Annotated in this window: 25 protein-coding genes; 16 read left to right on the forward strand and 9 right to left on the reverse strand. The window is 62.7% G+C overall.

Annotation, left to right across the window (positions count from 1 at the left end):
- Window position 1: 1 nt before the first annotated feature.
- Genes BW940_RS13315 through BW940_RS13330 form a run of 4 tightly spaced genes read left to right on the forward strand, consistent with a single transcriptional unit; the run spans window position 2 to window position 3,376 of the window.
- Window positions 2-886 carry a branched-chain amino acid ABC transporter permease gene (locus BW940_RS13315; RefSeq protein ID WP_076609705.1) on the forward strand — a complete coding sequence of 295 codons (885 nt, stop codon included), beginning with the start codon at window positions 2-4 and terminating at the stop codon, window positions 884-886.
- Complete coding sequence (locus BW940_RS13320; RefSeq protein WP_076609706.1) at window positions 879-1,937, forward strand: branched-chain amino acid ABC transporter permease; 1,059 nt, start codon at window positions 879-881, stop codon at window positions 1,935-1,937. The genes BW940_RS13315 and BW940_RS13320 overlap by 8 nt, the downstream gene beginning before the upstream one ends.
- Entirely contained in the window at window positions 1,934-2,665 is a 732-nt protein-coding gene (locus tag BW940_RS13325; RefSeq protein WP_076609707.1) for an ABC transporter ATP-binding protein, read from the forward strand. Before BW940_RS13320 ends, BW940_RS13325 begins: the two co-directional genes overlap by 4 nt.
- A complete protein-coding gene (locus BW940_RS13330; RefSeq protein WP_076609708.1) occupies window positions 2,666-3,376 on the forward strand; it encodes an ABC transporter ATP-binding protein in 711 nt (236 codons plus the stop codon).
- A 65-nt stretch (window positions 3,377-3,441) separates the two neighbouring features.
- On the opposite strand, the gene BW940_RS13335 is transcribed toward BW940_RS13330, so the two are convergent.
- The gene (locus BW940_RS13335) at window positions 3,442-3,897 is read right to left on the reverse strand and encodes an acyl-CoA thioesterase (protein ID WP_076609709.1); all 456 of its coding nucleotides are present in this window, start codon (window positions 3,895-3,897) and stop codon (window positions 3,442-3,444) included.
- Between the two features lie 133 nt (window positions 3,898-4,030).
- On the opposite strand from BW940_RS13335, the gene BW940_RS22110 reads away from it, so the two are divergent.
- From BW940_RS22110 to BW940_RS13350, 3 genes are all read left to right on the forward strand, one after another.
- On the forward strand, window positions 4,031-4,165 hold the full coding sequence (locus BW940_RS22110; RefSeq protein ID WP_076609710.1) for a transporter: 135 nt from the start codon (window positions 4,031-4,033) through the stop codon (window positions 4,163-4,165).
- Between the two features lie 100 nt (window positions 4,166-4,265).
- Window positions 4,266-5,555, forward strand: a complete 1,290-nt coding sequence (locus BW940_RS13345; RefSeq protein ID WP_076609711.1) for an NAD(P)/FAD-dependent oxidoreductase — start codon at window positions 4,266-4,268, stop codon at window positions 5,553-5,555.
- 67 nt (window positions 5,556-5,622) lie between these two features.
- Window positions 5,623-6,102: a cupin domain-containing protein gene (locus BW940_RS13350; protein ID WP_076609712.1), complete on the forward strand. Its 480-nt coding sequence runs from the start codon at window positions 5,623-5,625 to the stop codon at window positions 6,100-6,102.
- 115 nt (window positions 6,103-6,217) lie between these two features.
- On the opposite strand, the gene BW940_RS13355 is transcribed toward BW940_RS13350, so the two are convergent.
- Window positions 6,218-6,928, reverse strand: a complete 711-nt coding sequence (locus BW940_RS13355; protein ID WP_076609713.1) for a metallophosphoesterase — start codon at window positions 6,926-6,928, stop codon at window positions 6,218-6,220.
- 3 nt (window positions 6,929-6,931) lie between these two features.
- Entirely contained in the window at window positions 6,932-7,948 is a 1,017-nt protein-coding gene (gene artA / locus BW940_RS13360) for an archaeosortase A (RefSeq protein WP_076609714.1), read from the reverse strand.
- A gap of 147 nt (window positions 7,949-8,095) precedes the next feature.
- Here artA and BW940_RS13365 point away from each other — a divergent pair, with 147 nt between their 5' ends.
- Together BW940_RS13365 and BW940_RS13370 are read left to right on the forward strand one after the other, a co-directional pair.
- Window positions 8,096-8,875, forward strand: a complete 780-nt coding sequence (locus BW940_RS13365; RefSeq protein WP_076609715.1) for a DUF7839 domain-containing protein — start codon at window positions 8,096-8,098, stop codon at window positions 8,873-8,875.
- Between the two features lie 67 nt (window positions 8,876-8,942).
- Complete coding sequence (locus BW940_RS13370; protein WP_076609716.1) at window positions 8,943-9,731, forward strand: enoyl-CoA hydratase/isomerase family protein; 789 nt, start codon at window positions 8,943-8,945, stop codon at window positions 9,729-9,731.
- Window positions 9,732-9,734: 3 nt separating this feature from the next.
- On the opposite strand, the gene BW940_RS13375 is transcribed toward BW940_RS13370, so the two are convergent.
- Both BW940_RS13375 and BW940_RS13380 read right to left on the reverse strand, forming a co-directional pair.
- Window positions 9,735-10,634 carry a glycosyltransferase family 2 protein gene (locus tag BW940_RS13375; protein WP_076609717.1) on the reverse strand — a complete coding sequence of 300 codons (900 nt, stop codon included), beginning with the start codon at window positions 10,632-10,634 and terminating at the stop codon, window positions 9,735-9,737.
- Between the two features lie 169 nt (window positions 10,635-10,803).
- Window positions 10,804-11,511, reverse strand: a complete 708-nt coding sequence (locus BW940_RS13380; protein ID WP_076609718.1) for a class I SAM-dependent methyltransferase — start codon at window positions 11,509-11,511, stop codon at window positions 10,804-10,806.
- Window positions 11,512-11,809: 298 nt separating this feature from the next.
- Between BW940_RS13380 and BW940_RS13385 the strand changes: the two genes are divergently transcribed.
- From BW940_RS13385 to BW940_RS13400, 4 genes are all read left to right on the forward strand, one after another.
- Window positions 11,810-12,091: a helix-turn-helix domain-containing protein gene (locus BW940_RS13385; RefSeq protein ID WP_076609719.1), complete on the forward strand. Its 282-nt coding sequence runs from the start codon at window positions 11,810-11,812 to the stop codon at window positions 12,089-12,091.
- A gap of 185 nt (window positions 12,092-12,276) precedes the next feature.
- On the forward strand, window positions 12,277-13,062 hold the full coding sequence (locus tag BW940_RS13390) for an MBL fold metallo-hydrolase (protein ID WP_076609720.1): 786 nt from the start codon (window positions 12,277-12,279) through the stop codon (window positions 13,060-13,062).
- Between the two features lie 29 nt (window positions 13,063-13,091).
- The gene (locus BW940_RS13395; protein WP_076609721.1) at window positions 13,092-13,799 is read left to right on the forward strand and encodes a YkgJ family cysteine cluster protein; all 708 of its coding nucleotides are present in this window, start codon (window positions 13,092-13,094) and stop codon (window positions 13,797-13,799) included.
- A gap of 64 nt (window positions 13,800-13,863) precedes the next feature.
- Entirely contained in the window at window positions 13,864-14,589 is a 726-nt protein-coding gene (locus BW940_RS13400) for a geranylgeranylglyceryl/heptaprenylglyceryl phosphate synthase (protein WP_076609722.1), read from the forward strand.
- 18 nt (window positions 14,590-14,607) lie between these two features.
- On the opposite strand, the gene BW940_RS13405 is transcribed toward BW940_RS13400, so the two are convergent.
- From BW940_RS13405 to BW940_RS13415, 3 genes are all read right to left on the reverse strand, one after another.
- Entirely contained in the window at window positions 14,608-15,972 is a 1,365-nt protein-coding gene (locus BW940_RS13405; RefSeq protein ID WP_076609723.1) for a hypothetical protein, read from the reverse strand.
- A 289-nt stretch (window positions 15,973-16,261) separates the two neighbouring features.
- Window positions 16,262-16,666, reverse strand: coding sequence for a TRAM domain-containing protein (locus BW940_RS13410; RefSeq protein WP_076609724.1), 405 nt, complete (start codon window positions 16,664-16,666; stop codon window positions 16,262-16,264).
- Window positions 16,667-16,779: 113 nt separating this feature from the next.
- Window positions 16,780-18,507: a radical SAM protein gene (locus BW940_RS13415; RefSeq protein WP_076609725.1), complete on the reverse strand. Its 1,728-nt coding sequence runs from the start codon at window positions 18,505-18,507 to the stop codon at window positions 16,780-16,782.
- A 115-nt stretch (window positions 18,508-18,622) separates the two neighbouring features.
- Here BW940_RS13415 and BW940_RS21840 point away from each other — a divergent pair, with 115 nt between their 5' ends.
- A complete protein-coding gene (locus BW940_RS21840; protein WP_173834892.1) occupies window positions 18,623-18,781 on the forward strand; it encodes a DUF7559 family protein in 159 nt (52 codons plus the stop codon).
- Between the two features lie 169 nt (window positions 18,782-18,950).
- A complete protein-coding gene (locus BW940_RS13425; RefSeq protein ID WP_076609727.1) occupies window positions 18,951-19,406 on the forward strand; it encodes an Hsp20/alpha crystallin family protein in 456 nt (151 codons plus the stop codon).
- A 25-nt stretch (window positions 19,407-19,431) separates the two neighbouring features.
- On the opposite strand, the gene BW940_RS13430 is transcribed toward BW940_RS13425, so the two are convergent.
- Window positions 19,432-20,607: an NAD(P)/FAD-dependent oxidoreductase gene (locus BW940_RS13430; protein WP_076609728.1), complete on the reverse strand. Its 1,176-nt coding sequence runs from the start codon at window positions 20,605-20,607 to the stop codon at window positions 19,432-19,434.
- 234 nt (window positions 20,608-20,841) lie between these two features.
- Here BW940_RS13430 and BW940_RS13435 point away from each other — a divergent pair, with 234 nt between their 5' ends.
- The gene (locus BW940_RS13435; protein ID WP_076609729.1) at window positions 20,842-21,519 is read left to right on the forward strand and encodes a DUF502 domain-containing protein; all 678 of its coding nucleotides are present in this window, start codon (window positions 20,842-20,844) and stop codon (window positions 21,517-21,519) included.
- Window position 21,520: the final 1 nt, after the last annotated feature.

The raw sequence follows: 21,520 nt of genomic DNA on the forward strand, positions 1-21,520 counted from the left end.
AATGATAGGACAATTACTCTCGATACTGGTGTTAGGAGCCATGATCAGCGCCGTCTACGCGCTGATTGCCATCGGTTTTACCATGATCTTCGGCGTCGGCGGCGTGTTGAACCTCGCCCACGGTGCATTGATCATGGTCGGTGCCTTCGCCTACCTCGCACTCACATCGACTGCCGGGATGCTCTCGCTGCCGCCGGTCGTCGGCTTCGTCCTCGCGGTCGCGATTACGGCTGGGGCGTCGTACGTGCTGTATGCGGGGCTGGTCTCGTACATCGAAGACAACATCGTGATCACGTTTCTCGCGACGGTCGTCGTCGCGCTCTTGCTGACCGAGGTAATCATCATCCGCTTTGGGGCCTCCCCATCACAGCTGGTTCCGATCGTGTCCGGCTCGATCACCCTCGAGGCCGTCGGCACCCGGATCCGGTACGTGGAACTGGTCGCGTTCGTCGTCTCGTGGATCGCGATCGGCCTGCTCTGGTACTACGTGACCAAAACCGACGAAGGGCGGTCGATCCTCGCCACGTCGATGAGCACGCGCGGGGCGGAACTCACCGGCGTCGACCTCGAGACGGTCAAATCCCGAACCTGGCTGATCGCTGGCGCGTTCGCCGGGATCGCAGGCGTCTTTATTGGGACGTTGCAGTCGACGACCCCCGAGATGTGGCTCAATCCGCTGGCACTCGCGTTCATCATCGTCGTGATCGGCGGCATCGGCAGCATCAAGGGTTCGGTCGTCGCCGCGTACCTGATCGGCTACCTCGAGACGGCATCGATCGAGATCCTCGGCCCGAGCTTTCAGGGAGTCTTATCGCTGATCGTCCTCGCCGCCGTCTTGCTCGTTTTACCACACGGTCTCTACGGGAGGGAGCTCGTCCATGAGTAGCGCAACGGATCGCCTCAGTACGGTGACGGGCCGTCTCGATCAGTCACTCCAGCCGCTTGCGGACGGCTTCAATCGGCTCTTTGGTGACTACGTCGGAGAGCTCAACGGGCTGCAGTTCGTGCTCGTCTTCGGCTCGCTCGCCGCCGTGTTGACGGCCCCATTTTGGGGAACCTTCGGGCTCGTCAGAGCGATGACCGTCGCAGCGATCTGGGCAATCTTCGCGATGAGCTGGGACATCCAGAGCGGCTACACCGGCTACATCAGCTTCGGTCACTCGGTGCTCTCCGGGGCAGCAGCGTACACGACGGCGATGTTGATTCACAACGTCGATCCGGGACTGTCGATGGCGGTCACGATTCCGGTGTCGATTCTGGCCGCACTCGTAGTGGGGCTGCTCATCGCCCTGCCATCGCTTCGACTCTCCGGGCCGTACTTCTCGTTGATCACGTTCGTTGCCGTGTTGATCTTCTATCGGCTGATCCCCTCGTTCAGTGCCTACACCGGCGGTGAAACGGGGATCCAGTCCGTCGAGGTCTTCACCTACGACCCGATTGCCCGATACTACTACATGATCGTGCCGATGCTCGTGGTCGCGGTCGCGCTCACGTTCATCGCTCGCTCGAACATCGGCTTGATTCTCGTCTCGATCCGTGAGAACGAAGCCGCAGTCAACGCGGCCGGCATCGATGCGACGAAATTCAAAATCTTTTCGTTCGCGCTGAGTTCGATTCCGATGGGGATCGGTGGCGTCTTGCTGGTTCACTTCACCGGCGGTGTCGACCCGACGACGTTCATTGCCGTCGACCGCAGTATCGAGATGATCGCGATGGCCGTCCTCGGCGGGATGAGTTCGATCCTCGGCCCGCTCGGCGGCGCATTCTTCCTTATTGTGTTGCGAGACTACATCCTCACCGACCTCGCCAACCTCTCGTCGCCAGCCCGGTGGACGATCTTCTGGGCACTCGTGTTGGCCGTGTTGGTGTTCGTCCGCGATGGCCTGTTCCGAAAGCTCTGGCACGGCCTCGAGCGCTATGGAAGGGGGCGGACATGAGCGTGCTCGAGATCGACAGCGTCACGAAGCGCTTCGGCGGACTCCTCGCAGTCAACGATGTCTCCTTCGAGGTCGACCGCGGCGAGATCGTCGGCCTGATCGGGCCGAACGGCTCGGGCAAGTCGACGGTGTTCAACTGCATCATGAGCATCTACGACGTCACCGAGGGATCGATCACCTTCGACGGGACCGACATCACCGACCACCGAACACACGAGGTGGTCAACAGCGGTGTCTCGCGCGTCTCACAGGAATCGAACCCGATCGAGTCGATGCCCGTCGGGGGCAACATTCAGCTGTTTACCCTGCCCAACAGCATCGTCTCGTTCGGCGGCGGTGCAAGCGACGCCGAGATCTACGAGTACGCGGCCCGTGTCGACATCGAGGATAAACTCGAGGAGATGCCGGACGAACTCCCACACGCCGACATCCGCCGGCTCGAGATCGCGAAAGCGCTCGCGACCGAGCCGGAGCTGTTGTTGCTCGACGAGCCCTTCGCCGGAATGAATCAGGCTGAAATCACCGAACTTGCGGCGACGTTCGAACGGTTCCGCGAGAACGGCATGACGATTGTCATCGTCGACCACAATATGGGTGGGCTGATGGAGTTGGTCGACCGGGCAGTCGTCCTCAACAACGGCGACAAACTCATGGAAGGCACACCGACACAGGTCACAGAAGACCCGCGCGTGCAAAAAGCGTACCTCGGAACCGCGGAGGAAGCGTAGATGGCACACCTCGAACTCCAGGACGTCCACGTCCGGTATGGCAAATCCCACGCGCTGAAAGGCATCTCGCTATCGGTCGAGGAAGGCGAAATCTACGGCGTCATCGGCCCCAACGGGGCCGGCAAGACGACCATGCTGAACGCGATCGCCGGCTTCGTCGACTACGAGGGACAGATTACCTACGACGGCACCGATCTGGCCGCGGTCTCCTCACAGCAGATCGTCCGAGACGGACTGGTGTACTGCACCGAAGATCGGGATCTGTTCCCGTTTTTTTCGGTCCACGAGAACCTGCTGATGGGGGCGCAGTTCCGCAACGACCGCAGTGCGGTTGAGGACGACCTCGAGATGGTGTACGACCTGTTCCCGCGGCTGGATGAACGTCGCGAGCAGGAAGCCGAGACCATGAGCGGCGGCGAACAGCAGATGCTCGCCATCGGCCGCGCGCTGATGAGCGATCCCGACATGCTGATGCTCGACGAGCCGACGATCGGCCTCGCGCCGGTCATCATTCAGGACATCAGCGCGGCGATCGAACGGCTCCAGGATGAGGGGCTGACGATCCTGCTGGCCGAACAGAACTCCACGTTCGCCTTGCGCCACGCCGAACGGCTCTCGCTGATCGAAACCGGCGAGCTCGAACTCGAGGGGACATCCGAGGAGTTCCACGACAACGAGTACGTTCGCGAGGCGTACGTCGGCGTGCACTAAGCGGACCGAACGGGTTTTTCAGGACTTCGAGACGGATTGTGCCGTGTTGTTTTTATTCCGCGGCCTCAGCTGTCGGGAAGGCCACCCTGAAACGCTGCGACACCCTCCCGGAACGCGTCGGGGATGCGGGTCGGCGATTCGGTCTCGAGGTCGACGGCCACTTGCGTAACGCTCCCGTCGACGAGCAGTTGGCCGTCGGCCGCTCGTTTCGCCCGGTACTCGACGGTGAAACTCGCCGTGCCGATCTCGGCGACGCGGAGTTCGTTGACGATGACGTCGCCGAACTCGGCCGCGCTTCGGTAGTTCAGTTCCGTGTTGGCGACGTGAACCTGCCAGCCGTTCTCGTGCATCCGATCGTAGTCGTAACCGATATCTCGGAACAGTTGAGAGACGGCTTCGTCCTGAAACGTAAAGTACTCGCCATAGAAGACGATCCCCTGCTGGTCGGTTTCGGCGAAGCGGACGCGGTTCTCGAAGACGGGTTGAAACTCCGGCTGTCCGGTATTGTCAGTCGCTCCCATAGAACATAGCGCCGTTGCGATCATTAAAGCCGTACCGGCCTCGGCAACCAGTCGAACGTGTCTCGAGTTGGGTTTTTTGTGACGCTGTCAATGCTGGCCACAACGCTACCTCTCGTCATCCCGACACTGTTGTATGGTCAAAATCTCGACGATCGTGATCCTCGCCGGTATCGTGTTACTGTTCGTTCCAATCCCACCAGTTGCGACGATTCTTGGGGTTCTCGTGATTCTTCTTGGAGTCGCTCTGAGACTGCTCGCGGGCCTCTGACAGCCCGTCGTTCGGCGGCTCGAGGTCGGCACCTGAGATCGGAAACCGCCAGTCTCCGTTTGGCCCTACGCCTTTGTGCGTTCCTGTCCACCGTTCGAGCATGCAGTCGACTCCACAGGTCGTCGTTGTTGGTGGTGGGCTCGCCGGGCTGGTTGCGACACGCCGGCTTGCCGACCGCGGTGTTGATGTAGCGTTGCTCGAACGTCGTGACACCGTCGGTGGTCGTGTTCGAACGCACGAACAGGACGGGTATCGGTTCGACCGCGGGTTTCAGGTCCTCTTTCCAGCCTATCCCGCGGTCCAGCGTGAACTGGACCTTGAGGCCCTCGACCTGCGCCGATTCACGTCGGGAGCGACCATCGTCGGAACGGACCACCGCACGGTGCTTGCCGACCCGCGCCAGAAGCCCGGGCTGCTCCCGAAAACGCTGGGCAATAGCGACGTGACGATGGCCGATCGGCTCCGCGTCGCCCGCCTCTGGTGGGAACTACGCCGAACCGACCCGGACGCGTTTTTCGACGGCGAGTACAGAGCGGACGCGTCGATCGAACGCTACCTTCGCGGGCGAGGGTTTTCCGACGGGTTCATCGAGCGCTTCATCGCCCCGTTCTACGGCGGGATCACCCTCGACCGGTCGCTGTCGACCTCGAGTCGCGTCTTCGAGTATACGTTCCGGACCCTCGCGGCGGGTGGGGCCGCGGTCCCGGCCGCGGGCATGGGCGCGATTCCGGCCCAGCTTGCAGACCGCGTCCGAGACGCCGGCGGGCGACTTGAGGCCGGGATCGAGGTCGAAGCTGTCTCGAGTGCGGACAACTCGGCGATGATGACGACGGCCGATGGGGAGACAGTCGAGGCCGACGCGGTCGTCGTCGCGACCGACCCGCCGACGGCGCGCGAGCTCACCGACCTTGAGTCGATCCCGACCGACGCGCGAGCCTGCGTGACACAGTACTACGCGCTGCCGGACGAGGTGGACCTCGAGACGGGCAAGCGACTGCTACTCAATGCGGTCGACGACGACGCGCCGAACCACATCGTTCCCTACAGCGCAGTCGTCCCGGAGTACGCTCCCGACGACACGACGCTGATCAGCGCGACCTACCTCGGCGAGCCCGACCACAGCGAGTCGGAGCTGGCCGACCGGACACGACTGGCGCTCGAGACGTGGTATCCCGACCAGCGCTTCGAGGGCCTCGAGACGCTGCGAACCGATCGAATCGAGTTCGCTCAGTTCGACCAGCCGCCAGGGATTCACGACCGGCTCCCCGAGACGCGGGAGCCAGCAGGGAACGTCTACCTGGCCGGCGACTACACCCGCTGGTCGTCGATTCAGGGCGCGATGGCAAGCGGGCAAGACGCAGCACAAGCGGTGCTCGAGGACGTTTCGTAGTACGACCCAAGCTGGGACCCAGCGTTATCAGACCAACTAATATGGTCGTTGGTTGAGAAGAATCACCATGGGTGTCGTAAACGAGGCTGACCTCGAGTGGACGGAGCTGGAACACGACGAAATGAACGTTCGACGAAAGCAGTTGGGTGAGCAGACGGACGGTGAGCAACTGGGCTGTAGCCTCTATGAACTCCCGGCAGGACACGAATCGTGGCCGTATCACTACCACACGGCGAACGAGGAAGCGATGTACGTACTCGCCGGCACGGGGACGCTTCGGCTGGCCGATGAAACCTATCCGCTTACCGACGGCGACTACGTTTCCTTTCCGGCCGACGAGACGGGCGGCCACAAAGTGATCAACGACTCGGAAACGCCGCTTCGCTATCTCGTGGTCTCGACGATGAACGACCCAGACGTCACGGTCTACCCCGATTCGGAGAAACTGGGCGTGTTTGTCGGCGCACCGCCTGGCGGTCGAGATGACCGATCACTCCACGGGTATTATCCCATCGACGGCGACGTCGATTACTGGGACGGGGAGTGATACGGTCTGCTGTAACGATGTACCGGTGCGACCGCAGGGCGGTCGCGGGTGCACCGGAAATGACTTACAGGAATCCGTATGAAACGCTCGTTCCGGTATCGCGCCAGCACGGCCGCTACAGCAGTCGCCGACACTCTCCCAGCGGCGGAAACCACAGCAGTTCCTCGCTCGAGTCGTCCCAGACGCCCGGCTGAAACGCATCCACGTCGGTGATCAGCGGCGACTGGAACGCTCGAGTCCGCATCCCGTTGACGGTCACACCGGCCGCAAGCGGCGAGAACGCGGGACAGACGGTCACGTCGGCACCCTCGTAGACGGTCGGCCCGTACAGAAAACAGGGCCGTTTGCGCCCGTCGACGGAAAGTGCGGGATGGTCGTGGCCGATGACGTACCGCGTCGCGTCCGTTTGTGGAGGTTCGTGACCGTGACAGACGACCGTCTCGCCGTCCGCAAGCCGATACTCGATCGGCGTGGGCCCGTCGAACACCGTCTCGAGCATCGTGTCGTGGTTCCCGGGCGTGACGACGAGCGATGCATCGGCGTCGGCGACACACTCCTCGAGGGCGGTCAGATCGCGTTCGAGGCCGCGAGGAATCCCATCGAAGGCGTGTAACAGATCGCCGGCAACGACGACCGTCGCCGGGTCGGTGCGAGCGAGGAGTGACTCGAGGCGGTCGCGGACGTCCCCGCCGTCGTCGATGGGTGCGTCGACGCTCGAGTCGGCCCCACGGCCGAGGTGGACGTCGGCGACGACGAGAGCGTCGGCTGCAGGGACGAAGAGTGCGCGTTCGACCGGCAAGACGGGGAGGTCGACGGCGGGAGTCACAGCTTACTCGTCGTGGTCCGGACCGCCGTCAGCGCGGACGTGTTCTTTGCCGAGCGCGTCGAAGAGGTCGTACTCGTTGCCGGTGAAAATGAAGAGGACGTCCTCTAACGGCTTGAGGATCTCCGGAACGATCTTGACCACGAGGTAGGTAATCCCGACGAGGGCGACGACCGACAGCGACTGGGCGATGTAGTTGTGGGCGACGAGGAAGGAGACGCGGTTCGCTTCGGCACCCATGTACGTGGTCATGATCGACACAAGCCAATCCTGCTGGAACCAGCCCCACGGGGAGGCCAGGCCGATGAAGACGTTCCGAACGAGATTGAGAAACCAGATAACGCCGATTGCCAGCGCGAAGGCCGTAGCCTTCCGCTTGAACGGGGCCTTCACGGCAGCGATCAGGCCGCCGAAGATGGCCATGCTCCCGATGCCAGTACAGGCGAGGATGATGTAGGTCGTCCGTCCCGTCACCGTCTCCTCGGGATCGAAGTCGAACTTGCTCTGGTAGCCGTTGCTCCCCTCGACGAGGCCGGGGCTGTGACCCAGCACCTCCATCCCGTAGTGGGTCTGGGCCGCGGTCGTCTCGATCAGCCACGTCCGGACGACGGGAATCGTCTCGACCGGGAGGTAAATCAACCCCATCAACGCGATGGCTTTGGTGAGCAAGAACAGGGAGTCACGGCCGCCCCACAGGAGATAGCCGGTGTAGGCACACAGCGGCAGCGCAACGAGCGCCAGCAGGGTTTGCAAGGGGCTCTGGACCTCATAGTAGTAGTAGGGCACCATCGTCACCCAGAAACTCCCGAACGCGATCCACGCACCCGTCGCGAGAGACCGTGCCGGCTCGAGTGCGCCCTGCCACCGGAGGACCAATGCCAGGAAAAACGCCGCGATCGAGATCCATGCTAACAGGTCTGTCAGTTGGATCGAGCCGAGAATCGACGGTGTCAGTGCGGTCGCGCCTGCACGCTCGAGGCCGACGACCGACACCGTGTCGATCCCAGCAGGTAGAGACGGCATATTCGTGAAAGAATGAAGGACGCGTTCGCTATCAACTTGACGCCTTCTGTCTGACCGAGCAAACGGGCGAGAAACGGAAACGAGTCGGGGTCGGGCCAGCGTCGCCGACCGTGTACCTTTTTGCCGCGGTCGGAAAAGAGTAGACGTATGGTCGACGTCCTCGATAACAAGCGAGCCGCGACGCGCTTTCGGATTCTCGTCCAGATCGCCGAGCGCCAGCCGGCCGTCAGCCAGGGTGAGATCGCCGAGGAAGTCGGCGTGACGAGCCAAGCCGTCAGCGAGTACATCCGCGAACTCGTCGACGACGGACTCGTCGAAAAGGAAGGTCGCTCGCGGTATCGCGTCACGAACGAAGGTGTCGACTGGCTCTTCCGGACCGCCGACGACGTCCGGCGGTTCGCCGACCACGTCACCGGGGACATTCTGGGTGCGATGAGCGAGGCAGCCTATATTGCAACCGACGACATCGACGAAGGCGACACCGTCACGCTCTCGGTGAAAAACGGCTTACTCCACGCGAGTCCCCACAGCAAGGGGCCGGCGACCGGTGTCGCAACGACCGACGCCGAGGCTGGTACCGACGTCGGCGTCACGAGCTTCGAGGGCGTCATGGACTTAGAGCCCGGCTCCGTCACCGTCCTGCAGGTCCCCTCGGTCCGCTCCGGCGGCAGTCGAGCGATCGATTCGGACCTCGTCGCCGACCGCTGCGCTGATAGCGATTTAGTCGTCGCAGCCGGCGTCGAAGCCGTCGTCGCCTGTCGAGAGGCCGGCACCGAACCGGCCGTGACGTTCGCCACCGGTGACGTCGCTGCCGAAGGGGCCGAACGGGGCCTCGAGGTAACGGCAGTTGCGACGACCAACGAGGTCGGCCGCGTCACCGACACGCTGCGCGATGCCGACGTGTCCTACGAAGTCCTCGAGAGTTGAGCGCTCCGTCTCGAGGGTCGGTTCTCGTTCCCAGAACCTTACAGTGGTGGGACTGGTTCTCGTTGGTATGAAATCGATTGGCACAGGACGTGCAGCGATCGACTGGCACGACCGGCGAGCGGACGTCTATCTGTCCCGGCCCGACAAGCGAAACGCGATGACCGTTCCCCTGATGAACGACCTGATCGCGGCCTTCGAACGGGTCGACGCTAACGAGGATATTCGGGCGGTGACACTGCTCGGCGAGGGACCGGTCTTTTCTGCGGGCATGGACCTCACCATGATGCGCGATCGAGTCGAACCCGACTCCGAAATCGATCGGGATGTGTTCCCGCGCCTTCTCGAGACTATCGAGGAGACCCGCCAGCCGGTCGTCGCCGGGATCAAGCGAGCCGCACCCGCAGGCGCGTTCGAACTGACGCTCCCCTGTGACTTCCGGGTAATCGGCCGCGAGGCCAAATACGGGCTGCTCGAGACCACACTCGGCACCTTCCCACACGGCGGTGGCACGCAACGTCTGCCTCGGTTGATCGGGCTGTCGAAGGCGAAAGAGCTCGTCCTCATGGGCGAGTTCGTCGATCCCGAAGCCGCCGCCGACATGGGTCTTGTCCACGAGGTCGTCGACACTGACGCCGTCGACGAGCGAACGAAAGCCTTCGCCGACAGGCTCTGTGAGAACGCTCCGCTGGGCCTTCGAAACGCCAAGCAAGCACTCAACGCAGCCCTCGAGATGCCTCTCGAGCAGGGACTGGACTACGAACGACAACTGGGCTACGAACTCGACGACACCCGCGACTACCGTGAGGGGTTCGAGGCGCGCCTCGAGAATCGAGAGCCGACGTTTCGCGGCGAGTAAGGCCTACCGCCGATCGTAGACGCGAACCGCACGGTCGTGTCGGGCCGACAGTCCGTTCGGATTGCGCTGACTCGAGCGGTCGGTATAGCGAGCGTAAAGCCCGTCTCGGAGGCCACACGCGGCGTTCGTGACGACGTCAGTCCCGTCGGAGAGCCAGCCCGTCGGCGTCTCGTTGCCGGCGAGAACACCACGAACACCCGACGCACCGTCTCGAAGGGCGCTACCAATCGTCCGTGCGAGGACGGTGGGTCGCGGGCCGTAGTTTTTCGCGAGGCGATAGGACAGCGATCGATACGCCATCCCCCAGTCACGATCGTTCTGGCCGCCGTCGGTCCCGACCTCACATCTAGCGGCCATGTCTGCGTCCCAGTCGGTGTCGAATCCGAGTCCAGCCATACGATGGGCACAGTCCCGCTCGCCGCCGACCTCGAGATACTCGTCGAACCCGTCCAGTGCCTCGAGGACGGTCCGATCGAACGCAACGTTGTCGCCGTCGAAGTGGACCACGCTGCGGCCGGCGATGGTTCGTGGCGTCCGGAGATCACGGTCGGTCTCGCCACCGGTCACCGGGCCGGTAACCACGTCGATGCCATCGGTGATCGATCGCTCGATGGCGTCGTACCAGCTGTGTTCAATCGCGTACCCGCCGTCGAGGAAGGCGACGATGTCACCCGTCGCAGCCCGAAGTCCGGCGTTGCGCGAGACGTTCGAATTCCGTTCGGAGATTTCGACGAGCACGTCGACGTCGGTGCGTTCGCGGACGACACCAGTCGTCCCGTCCGAAGAGGGGCCGTTGACGACGATCAGTTCCGTCGACGGCGGCGTCCGGTCTGCGAGGGCGTCGAGAGACGATAGTAACTGCTCCCGGTCGTTGAGCGTCGATACCACTACCGAGAGCTCCATACTCCGTGATAGAATCCCGTGATAGTAAAATTAGGGGAGTTCGTCGCTGCGAGATGACTGTGCCGACGGCTCCTCATGGCAACGATCTGACCGACGACACCACAGTGGTACACGACGGTCCCCTCGACAGGCCGATCATGACGTTCGCAGGACGTGTGACTGTCGGTCGTCAGCGAACTCGCGTGTTCCAGTAGGACACCGACGCCAGGTGATCGCTAACCGGGAGCGTGCCGATCGCCTTATCGACCGCTCGGATCGGTGAGGCGAGTTCGTTCGGGATCGCCCGGTAGAGCCCATACGGTGCGATGAAATCGTCCTCGACGTCGATCAGCGTCAGATTCGTCTTGGCAAGCAAGACACTCACTTCGCTCTTTGAGTAGAGTCGCGACCCCATCGGCAGTGCCCAGTTGTAGATGCTGCGGGCGCTGAACCGATTGAACGTATCAAAGACGATCTGGTCTCGAGACACCCGGCGCATCTCCTCGAGAAATGCCTCCGGATCGTCCGCGAGGTGGAAAAACCGCATCGCGATGACGGTATCGAAGTGATCGTCGGGGAACGGCAGTCGTCCCGCATCACCACGGAGGAACTCGAGCGTTCCCTCGAGTGTCTTGTTCTGTGCCTTGTTGCGACCCTGTTGTAACATCGCCGCTGAAATATCGAGTCCGACGACGTCAGCACCCTGCTCGGCAAGCATCACCGTAAATCGCCCGGTACCACAGGCGATCTCGAGGATGTTCCGGTCCTCGACGGGCATGATAGCCTCGAGGACAGCCGTTTTTTCCCGGCGGTCGATCAGCTGGCCACCGCGGGAGAACCGCTTGTCGTCGTATTCCTCGGCGACGTCGTCGGCTTGGTACCAGTCCTGTCCTTTCACACTGGGCGAAACTACAGCAGCGGGAGGATAAAACGATACTGGAGTCTATCGGCAACCCGATCCACCAGAGGGGGAGTATCAGGTGTTGCAATATATCAACGCCAGCCACAACGGAAAACGTTGACAGTCGATCGGACAGCAGTGGTCGCATCGAACGATCGTATATAAACGCAACCGAACGACGAAGCAGTAATTCGGCGATCTGTATTAATACCCCATGAAGGTCCCTTATACAAACTGGACTGTTCGTATCCACATATAGGGAAGCTTTACCATTGGCGATTCCGGTGAGGTAGGTATGAGCACGACGACAGCTGAGGACCATGGCGTTGCTGGCGAGGAACCCCTTTCAGAAGACGAATACCGCGACCGACTTCGTGAACTGCCACCGAGCGCGAAACTCGTTGCAAAGGTCCTCGAAACCGATTCACCGCTTTCTCAGGGCCAACTCGCCGAGGAATCGCTGCTGCCCGACCGGACCGTTCGCTACGCGCTCAACCGCCTCGAGGACGTCGACCTGATCGGCTCCCGGTACAGCTTCCGCGATGCGCGCAAACAGGTTTACTACCTCAACCACTGAACGGGACAGCGGTCCCGTCCAGCAACCAGGTCCACGCGTGGAGTGGGGGTGGACTTGCAGTCTCGAGCCTGCTTCGACGCTCGTTTTTGACCGGCGAGATTCCGTTTGACGTGTCGCGTGATCGGATAGTGACCGATCGATCGAAACCGCGTCACTGACGTGCGTTCGACGGCATACGTCGATTGATGGACGTCACTCGGTGTTCGGTCCCAGTCACGACGCGTGTGCCGACCGGGACGACCAACGCCTACCTGCTTGGCTCCGATCCGGCGATTCTCGTCGATCCGGCGGCACGAACCGACGACCTCGACCGACTGGTCCGGAACCGCTCTGTCGCACACATCCTCGTTACACACACCCATCCCGACCACGTCGGCGCTGTCACCGCATACGCCGCCGACACGAACGCAACCGTCTGGGCACGATACGGTCGAACTGACCGCTTCCGGGACGTGGTCGGGTCCGAGCCCGATCGGACGTTCACGCCGGAGACGACGATTCCACTCGGCGACGACCGTGTTCGCATCCTCGAGACACCCGGCCACGCCCCCGATCACGTTGCCATCGAGGCCGGCCGTGACGGTCCGATTCTTTGTGGTGACTGTGCCGTCCGCGAAGGCAGCGTCGTCGTCGGCGCGCCAGAGGGCGATATGCGAGCGTATGTGACGAGCCTGCGGCGACTCCGGGCGATCGACCCGCCGAGGCTGTGGCCCGGCCACGGCCCCGAAATCGAGACGCCACGGGAAACCCTCGAGCGACTCCTCGCCCACCGACGACGCCGGGAACGACGCATCCTCGAGGCGGTCGAAAACGGGGCGAGAACGCGTGAGGAGATCCTCGAGGGAGCCTACGAGAAAGACCTCACGGGCGTACGCGACCTCGCGCAGGCGACAGTCGTCGCGCACCTCGAGAAACTCGCCGTCGAGGGACGTCTCGCGTGGGACGGCAGCCGGGTGACCGCGAGCGACTGATTTTTCCCCATTGGGGGCTAGCTCCGGGTGTGCAATCACTCGAGGCCGAACTCGACACGGCGCGCCAGCTGTCGATCGCCGATCTCGCCGACGCCATCGAGTCGATCGGCTTCGAATGTACCCGCTGTGGCGCGTGCTGTACGGGCGAAGCCGAGGACGACCATACGGCGACCGTCTTTCCCGACGAGATTCGGGATCTCGAGGCGAGCGATACGTACGACGGCGAGTACGACTGGCGAGATGTCGCTCGCCCGATGCCCTATGGCCTCTCCGAAACCGACGACGGCGACCTCGAGGGTGAGACGTTCGAGTGGGCGCTCCAGACCGACAGCTGTGGCGACTGTGTCTTTTATGAGGAAGCCGACGGTGTCGGTGGCTGTGTCGCCCACGACGACCGTCCGCTAATCTGTCAAACCTACCCGTTCAGCGTCGCACTCGCGGGAACCAGCCAGCCGATGGGCGAGGCTGTCGACAGCGTTGCGCTCCCGGCACAACGGGATACCGGCGACGAAGAAGGCACTCTCCGCGCCCACGAGTGTGAGGGACTGGGACGGGAGATCTCCCGCGAGGACGCCGAGGAACTCGCCGGCGCGCTCAAAGAACGCGCCGTCCGCGAACTCGAGGAAGCGATCGCCGTCCGGGACGGCTACGAGCCCGCCACGCCGGGGCCCGGCGAGGTCGTCGTCCACGACTCTGAAGGTGCGAAGGGGCTCGACGGGACGCCGATCGAGGAGTAAGCGATTTCAGGCCACGAATCGGTGGAACCGACAGGAAATTGGGCTGGCTCGTCGAAAGCCCAGTATGGCTATCGATTGGGGCGAGATCACACACATCACGAAAGTCGATCCCGCAAAGGCATTACCGGCGGATCTTGACGTCCTCGAGGGAACCGATCTGGTGGTCGTTGGTGGCTCCGATGGCGTCACCGCGGCCAACGCACTCGAAGCGATCCAAGCGATCAGGCGCGCGATCCCGGCGACACCCGTTCTTCAGGAGCCCTCCAGTCCAGCCCACGTCTCTCGTGCGACAGTCGACGCCGTCGACGCGATCGTGGTGCCGGCAGTCTACAACGGCGACCGCGACCATTTTGTGGGCAAACACGTCGATATCTTCACCGAGCTCGGCCGTAACGGGGCGTCGGCGGCCAGCGAGTTGACAACCGCACTCCTCGAGACGCCCATCCTCGGTGTGGGATACGTGATCCAGCATCTCGAGTCGGCGGCCGCGGCCACGTCAGGTGTCGACACAGCGTACACCCCTGACCAGGTCGCCGGTGCGGCGCTCGCGACGGAGACGTTGTACGACTTTCCGATCTTTTATGTCGAGTACACCGGGCGCTACGGCGGCTCAGAAGACGTCGACGCCGCCGCTCGCGTGCTCGAGGAGACGACGCTGCTGTACGGCGGCGGAATCGACAGCCGCGAGAAGGCACGCGAGATTCTTGCAGCCGGCGCGGACGCGATCGTCGTCGGTGACTGTTTTCACGACGATCTCGAGCGGTTTCAGGCGACGATTCCGACGGCGTAGGGGTCGTTATGCTCCCGACTACAGATAGCCGAACAGCGTTCCTACGAGGACGATCACCCACAGCGCGATGCCGGCGAGCAACAGGTCGTTGAGCGGTGAGTTCCGGGTCGCGCGTTTGGCTGCCCCGCCGGCGATCAATCCGAGCGCGACCACCACCAGCATTCGCTGGACCACGACATCGATCGGGAGCGAATGCAGATTGACGAAGCCGTAGTCGAGCCAGATCGCCACGGCAAGCGAACCCGACGCGACGACTGCGGCGTCGAGTCGACTGGTGAGCCCGCGAGCGATCAGATACGTCGAAATCGGCAACCCGAGCGCGATGAACGGATACAGCAGTGCCGCAATCATGTGGACCGACAGGACTCCCGCGTGACGATCGAGGGCCACCCCCATGACCCGAACCCCGAGAATGATCGTGATGACCGTCCCAACGAGAACGAGGTGACCGGCTTCGATCCGGTCAGTAGCAGCTTCGATGCGCGTTCGATCGGTCTCGGTGAGCCGCTCATCGAGTTCCGACTTGGCTGGCTCGAGCAATCGGTCACGACGGGTCGCAAGGCCGAGCGTGAACAGGAGGGCTGCACTCACGAGGTCGACGTTCGTCGCCCAGCCGTTGGCATCGGAGGGCCCGCTGTTCCCGAGATTGACCCGCGTCACGTCTTCGCGTTCGTCGACTGCAGGGATCGACATGAGGTCCTTCTCGAGGCGGTACTGGGCCTGTTCGACGCCGTCGACGCGGTGTCGAAGGGTGAACCAATCGAAATGCTCCGAGTGGGTCTGCATCACGACCCACTGATCGTCCGGGTTCGGACTCTCGTACAGCCGGATGTGGTACCGGTAGCCGTAGTACTCTCCGTCCTCCAGTTGGAGGGTTTCGGTCGTCCAGTAGGCGTCGTCACCGTTTCCTGGATCGAGGTAGGCAAGCCGGGTCGCGCCGTCGGCCGTCGACCACGGCACTTCGGTCGGGGAGAGGAACTGTTCCGTTTCCGTGTCTTCGGAGGCGAGATCCCCGCCGACGATATCGTCCTCGTCATCGCTTCCGTTGGTCGTCGAATTCACGAGTTCCTCAGCATCGAAATGATCGTGATCGGTCTCTTTCCACTCTTTGTCACCGTGTTCTTGCAGTTGCCGGACGACTGTCTCGGCATCGCTCCGAACAATGACGTTTAGCGGACTCCGCTTCTCGTGAGCCTCGCGGGCGTTGAGATACGGCCAAAATCCGCTCTCGCTCCCGTCCGGAGTGACGATCTCCGGATCCGACGCATCGGCTTTTTCGGGAGCAATATCGGCCGTTGACGGCGAAAACAAGAGTGACGGACCGCCGACGAAGAGAAACGCGAGGATGACGAGGACCGCCGTGACGACGATTGAGCGACGCATTCCTTAAAGGCTCTTTCTTGGTCGCTTATAATTCTGCTGTCGGGACAGTGTCTCATACGGACTGCTGTCCGATGGACCGGGAGACTCGCCAGTCGGTCGCGGTGAGATGAGGTGCACCGGCACTGCCGGACGGGAGTTCGTGTCAGTGAGTCAGATTGTGACACACGCAGAGACGGGTCGCTTACGCAGTTCTAGACCGGCACAGCGAGCGCTCCGCGGCAGACGCGGAATCGATGCCGCCGACCGCCGACTGTGATGGCAGCCGATGGCCCGTCAAAACGGTCGTTCCCTAGAACGTCTCTTCGATAATTTCGCCGACGGCGAAATTCGATTTGACTTCAGTGACTTCGATCTTGACGCGCTCGCCGACGTCGGCACCGGGAACGATGATGACGTAGCCGCGTTCGACACGGGCAATGCCGTCGCCCTGTTTGCCGATGTCTTCGATTTCGACATAGCGTGTCTCGCCGACATCGACTGGCGGTTGTGGTTCCGACGGTGCGCTCTGTGGCTGTGCCGTCGGTGTTTCGGTATCAGTTGACTCGTCGCGGGAGATGAGTGCGACACGGTAGACTTCTTCCGGGTCGATATCCCCAGTTTCGACTTCTTGGCGTGGTACTTCGATAACGTATCGGTCCTCCTCTGCCGAGACCTCCGTACTGAACAGACACAGGAGTTTTTCAGATATTTCCACAGGTAGACCCTCAGTCTCACCTCTGACGGGCCTCCATAATAGAACTACCGACTACAAATCGTTATTTTCACAGAAGACACTAGTGATTCGAGACTGAGCGACGTGAGTTCCCGTCAGTCGGCGTGCTCGAGCACGCGCGTCGTCATAAACTGTGCGAGATCGAACTCGGTCTCGAGGCCGGCGTCCGCGACGGAGTCGTAGGGGCGGTTGACGACGATATCGCCCGCGGTCCGATCGCCGATGCCGGGGATCGCGGTGAGTTCGTCCATCGAGGCGTCGTTGAGATCGAGCGGGTACGGCACGCCGGTGACGGAGCGATAGCCGTGGTCGACGACGGCGACGTCGATCGTCTGGCCCAGCTCGCGTTCGCCCGGAATCCCGACCAACAACGGATAGGTGCCGAGTTGGCGGCCGAACGTCTTGCCGTCCTGGTGGTACTCGAGGTGGACATCTGGAAGGACGGTTCCCGACGGTGCGACGCGCTCGAGCATCGGCTTGTCGATCTCCTCGCGGACCTGCTGTTTGTAGCGTTTGAACAGCTTTTTGTGCTCGTTGGCGATCTCGGCACCCGTATCGGACATGTCGGTGCCGTCGAACGCCATCACCTGTCGGATATTGATACGGCGAAGCATGTACCCCTCGTCGTAGACCCGCTGGAGGAACTCGAGGTTGCGCTCGTAGGTCTCCTCGCGTTCGCCCTTGAGGCCGTGCAGGAGATTGATGCCAGGGAGCAGCTTGGGGAGCCGCCGAGGCGCGTCGTCACCGAAGGTAGGCGCGTCTGCTGGATCCTCCCCTGGACGCCAGCCCGCTTCCTCGTTGACGATCCGCACGGCTTCGAAGCACTCCTCGGCGCTGACGTTCAGGTTATTCTCCTCCTGAACCACGGGATCGGCCGACTCGAGGCCGAACGCGGCCGTGTCGCCGGGCGTGTTGTATTTGGCGATGATCCGGATCCCCTCCCGACTCTTCTCGGGCCAGTTGACAACCGTGATCGGATTCATATTGTCCAGGTGAAGGGTCTCGAGGTCTGGGGCGACCTCGCGGATGCCGGTGTAGAGTTGGCGGAGAGCGTCGGGGTTCGGGGCTTCGCCGTCGCCGCCGTAGGCGAGAATGTCGGCCTGTCGGCCGATCCGGAAGTGTTTCACGCCGTGATCGGAGAGCGCATCGACCTCGCCGACGACCGACGGCGGCGGCCGAAACGTGGGGTTGCCGTAGAGTGGTTCCGTACAGAACGAACAGCGATACGCACAGCCACGGGAGGTCTCGAGTTCGGCGATGAGATGGTCGGGGTGGTTGGGATGTTGGTCGACGATGAACGCACCCTCCTGGGCCCACCGGGAAACGTCCTCGACGTCACGCATCCGGTTGGAAAAGCCCTCGAGGCCGTTGTCGACGAGGTCGTAGACGGCGGCTTCGACGTCGCCTTTGGCGACGAAATCGAAGTCCAGATCCTGGCGTTCGGTCTCGGTCGCGCCGGCGTTTTCGTCGCCGACGCCGAACTTGACGGGGCCACCCATCAGACTCGTGCCGGTGGCGGTCCAGGCGAGTTTTCGCACTTCGTCGGGTTCAGCGGGCGTGCCGCCGACGTACTTGCCGGGCACGGTCATCCCACCGAGGTAGATCAGGAGGTCAGCCTCGTCAACGTCGCGCCACGTGTCGGGCTGGTCCCGGAGCCGGTCGATCGTGTGATACGTGATTTGTTCGCGTGGCACACCCGCATCGACGAGGGCTCCGGCCGTATACCGCGGGTACGTCGAGATGTACGGCGGCACCCCGAAGTGAGCAGGCTCGTCGACGTAGCCGTCGACGATCGTCACCGACAGCGTCTCGGGGGCAGTCATAGCTCCCGGTAGCGCCTCGAGGGGTAAAACGGTGACTACACGCTCGAGCGCAGACGACCGTGCCTGATCCGCCGAAACCCCGACGTTGATGGTCGCCGTACCCGTACTGGCGCGTATGCCACTGACAGAAGAGATCGTCTGTACTGCCGAGGACTGTTTTCTCGATCTGTTCGAGAACCACTACACGTACGACGTGCCCGACGACCTCGAGGTGATCGATCTCTCCTGTCCTGTCTGTGGAGGGACAGACTGTCTCGAGAAAGTAGAACTGTAGCTCGGTACGAACGTCACCGCACCATGAACGGAAAACTCGTCAGACGTTTCTTTTGTTCTATCAAAAGAGATATGAATGCGTATCATGTAACACTCTGACAAGCCATGCCTTCGACGCACCTCCCGGTCCCCGATCTGGCCCCGCACGCAGTCAGCAGGGGTGAATCCCCGTGAGTCTCAGTGATCTCCGCAAGTCGGTCGGTAATACCCTCTACCGACAGATCGGTCGCGCCCACAGCCAGGTCCAAGAACACCGTTCGCTTCCCGTCGACATCCTGGAAAACGAAACCTCCTACCAGGTCGTCTTCGACGCCCCGGGTGTCGAACCCGACGACGTTCAAGTCCGATATCTCGAGGGCACCGTCAAGATTCGACTCAATCGGTTTCGCCAGTTTCGCGACAGCTACGAGATGCGCTTTCCCGGCCGCGGGCTGGAACTCGACGGCGAAGCCGAACTCCCCGACGACGCGGTCGTCGATCCGGATGCGGGGACGGCAACGCTGACCGAAACCGGGACGCTGCGTATCGACATTCCGAAAGACGCCACGGTCGAGAACAGCAAGCCCGAAGCCACCACCAACGGCGACTCCGCAGCCGGGACGGACGAACTGACGGTCGACGACTGACGACCGCGTCCGATTTCTGCCGTTCTCACTCGATTGTCATCCCGTCGATGATTTCGAACGACTCGTCGCCATCGAACCGGGTCGGATCGAACGCGTCGATCCCGTCCCCACCGAGGACGGTTTCTGCGAGTCGAGCACCGATCGCCGGCGACCGCATGAAGCCGTGTCCGTGAAAGCCGGTCGCGACGTACAGTCCTGGCCGTAACTCGCCGACCAGCGGATCTCGATCCGGGGTCGCCGTACAGAGCCCGGCCCACGCTCGCTCGAGGTCGAGGTCGGCATCGGGCAGCCGATGGCGAACCCGCTCGAGTAGGTCCGCGGCGAACTCGGGGTTGGCCTCGCGGTCGTACTCGTCGGGGTCGGCCTCGACGTGTTCGGTGCCGTCGCCTGCGAGCACCCCCTCCGGATGCGGGCGCAGGTAGCACTCGTCGCTCGCATCGTACCACATCGGCTCGTCGACGGCCCCGCTCGCGATGAGCGCCTGCACCCGGTACGGTTTCATCGCGATTGGGACGCCAGCATCGGCAAGAAGCTGCTTCGTGTGTGCACCGGCGGCGACGACCACCGCGTCGACCGCGCGTTCGGTGCCGTCCGATTCGACGACACGTGAAGGGTTGGTTCGGAGTTCGACGGCCGTGTGTGGCTCGAGGGTCGCACCAGCTCCGTCGGCCGCAGCGGCGAGACAGGCCGTGTATTTCGCGGGGTCGGTGTAGCCCGCCGCGCCAGCGATGCCGGCGACGGCGACGTCATCGGTTCGAAGCGACGGGAACCGGTCTGTGAGGGCGTCAGCATCGGCTTCGAGGGCGATAGTGCCGTTGTCCTGCATGCGCTCGATCTGGTCTCGAATCGCATCGGCTCGGTCCGGCTCTCCCTCACGGGCGAACCAGACGTAGGGACACTCGACGAACGGGAAGGTATCATCGCCAGAAAGGGCGCGAAACCGTTCGATGGCGTCAGCCCCGAGCTCGGCATCGAGTGGGTCCGCAAATGCGTCGTAACAGACGCCTGCGGCCTGACCGCTCGCGCCGCTTGCGATCGCACCCTTGTCGTACAGCGTTACGTCTGCCCCTTCGCAGGCGAGGTCGTAGGCCGTCGTCGCGCCGATGGCACCCGCGCCGACGACGGCGACCTCGAGGCCAGCGCCGTCTCGGGCAAACGCATCCGCGCCGACGGCGAGTTCGGGTTCGTCGGGATCGGTCATCGTCGACCACCAGCGGACACAGTTCGGGCCTGCGATTGGCACTGCTGTCTCGTGTCACGCACGGAAACGACAGTCCTCGTCATGAGCGCTACTGGGTGCGGGGGCCACTTACCTCTGGGTGGTTACAGTCGCCGTTCGAAACGCAGCCGCGAGTAGCGACGTCGCTACTCGCGGGCTCGAGTCCACAATCTACTCGTAGGAGGGTCCCCAGTATCGGGCTGTGAGGCAGCTCTCATGAGCTCGGTGAAAGGAGATTTCGGGCGCGGACTCGTCGTTATCGGTCCGATCCTCGTGACGCTGGTTCTCCTCTATGCGCTCTACTCGTTTCTCGCGAGTGTGACTCCAGGGATCGTCCTCAATGCCGACACACTCGAGGTCGTACTACCCGGCGTCAGTGAATACGCCCGCGAGCAACTGGCCGGTTTCCTGCGGGTGATCACGTTCATCGGGTCCGTCGGTCTCGTGATGTACGGTATCGGCCAGTTTACGGAGACGACGACCGGCGAACTGCTCGAGGCAGTCGTCGACTACGCGGCCAACCGCGTGCCCGGCGTTCGCGTGGTCTACAACGCATCGAAAACCGCCACCGAGACCACGTTCGGTTCGGAGGGCACCCTTCAGACCCCGGTCAAACTCGAAACGTGGGAAGGGTTTCGGATGACCGCGTTCAAAACGGGACGGATGACGGACGACGGTCGCGTGACGCTGTTTTTGCCGACATCGCCGAACATCACGACGGGGTTCGTCCTCGAGGTGTCGGCGGCGGAGATTACCGAACTGGACGAAACTGTCGAGGAAGCGCTCACTCGCGTCGTCAGCGCCGGCTTCGGTGACGCAGACCGCGCGGAGACGGACCTCGAGGATGCGTCACTCACTGTCGTCGGCGAGTTCGAGACGGGCCGCAAGCGATGAG

Source organism: Natronorubrum thiooxidans, from assembly GCF_900156475.1.
GTDB lineage: Archaea > Halobacteriota > Halobacteria > Halobacteriales > Natrialbaceae > Natronorubrum > Natronorubrum thiooxidans.